Annotated in this window: 1 protein-coding gene; it reads left to right on the forward strand. The window is 69.3% G+C overall.

Features of this window, described 5'->3' with window-relative positions; all coding sequences use genetic code 11:
- Window positions 1-21 precede the first annotated feature (21 nt).
- Window positions 22-1,401, forward strand: a 1,380-nt coding sequence (locus ADL29_RS04190) for an amino acid adenylation domain-containing protein (RefSeq protein WP_245689131.1), incomplete at its 3' end; no start/stop codon positions are given.

Consider the following 1,401-nt stretch of genomic DNA (forward strand, 5'->3'; position numbering starts at 1 on the left):
CCCGGGCGGTTTGGGGTGTGGGTGGGGTTGCAGCCGGATGCGGTGGCGGTGGACGGGCTGTCGTATCGGGAGGTGGGGGCGCGGTCGGACCGGCTGGCGCGGGTGCTGGCCGAGACCGGTGTGCGGACCGGGGACCGGGTGGGGGTGTGTCTGGAGCGCGGCCCTGATCTGGTGGTGGCGCTGCTGGCAGTCCTCAAGGCCGGGGCGGCGTATGTGCCCCTCGACCCGCACTACCCCCGTGAACGGCTGGAGTTCATCGCCTCGGACACCGGCCTGCAGGTCGCCCTCGCCGAGACCGACCCCCAAGGGCCCTGCACGGAACTGGGCCTGAAGGTCGTCACGATGGACGCCGCACCCCACCAGCCCGAGCGGGAACTACCGGCCATCGACGCGGACCAGGCAGCGTATGTCATCCACACCTCCGGCTCCACCGGCCGCCCCAAGGGCGTCGTGGTCACCCACCGCAACGTCGGAGCGCTGATCGACGCCACCCGCGGCGAGTTCAACCTGGGCCCCCACGACGTATGGACCCTCTTCCACTCCTTCGCCTTCGACTTCTCCGTCTGGGAAATCTTCGGCTGCCTGCTCACCGGCGGCCGCCTGATCGTCGTCCCCTACTGGACCGCACGCGATCCCGAAGAATTCCACACCCTGCTCACCCGCGAAGCCGTCACCGTCCTCAACCAGACCCCCACCGCCTTCTCCCAACTCCTCACCGCCCAGGCCTTCACCCGCACCGACCTGGCCGTGCGACTACTGATCTTCGGCGGCGAAAGCCTCGACACCGCCCTCCTCCTGCCCTGGTTCGACCGCTACCCCGCCACCCGCTGCCGACCGGTCAACATGTACGGCATCACCGAAACCACCGTGCACTGCACCTGGCGCACCCTCACCCGCCACGACGCCCTGCACCCCACCCGCTCCGTCGGCCGACCCCTGCCCGGATGGCACCTCCACGTCCTCGACGAACACGGCCACCCCACCCCCACCGGAGTACCCGGCGAAATCCACATCTCCGGCGCCGGCGTCACCCGCGGCTACCACAACCGCCCCGAACTCACCACCCAACGCTTCCTCCCCCACACCACACACCACACACGCCTCTACCGCACCGGAGACCGCGGCCGCTTCCTGACCAACGGCGAACTCGAACACCTCGGACGCCTCGACGACCAAGTCAAAATCCGCGGTCACCGCATCGAACTCGGCGAAATCCGCACCGTCCTCCTCGAAGACCCCGACATCCACGCCGCAGCCGTCGTCGTCCACCACCCCAACACCCCCACCGCCCGCCTCGACGCATACATCGTCACCACCCACCCCCACACCAACACCCACCACATCACCCAACGCCTCACCCAACGCCTCCCCCACCACCTCCAACCCGCCACCCTCACCACC

Source organism: Streptomyces chattanoogensis, assembly GCF_001294335.1.
Taxonomy (GTDB): Bacteria; Actinomycetota; Actinomycetes; order Streptomycetales; family Streptomycetaceae; genus Streptomyces; species Streptomyces chattanoogensis.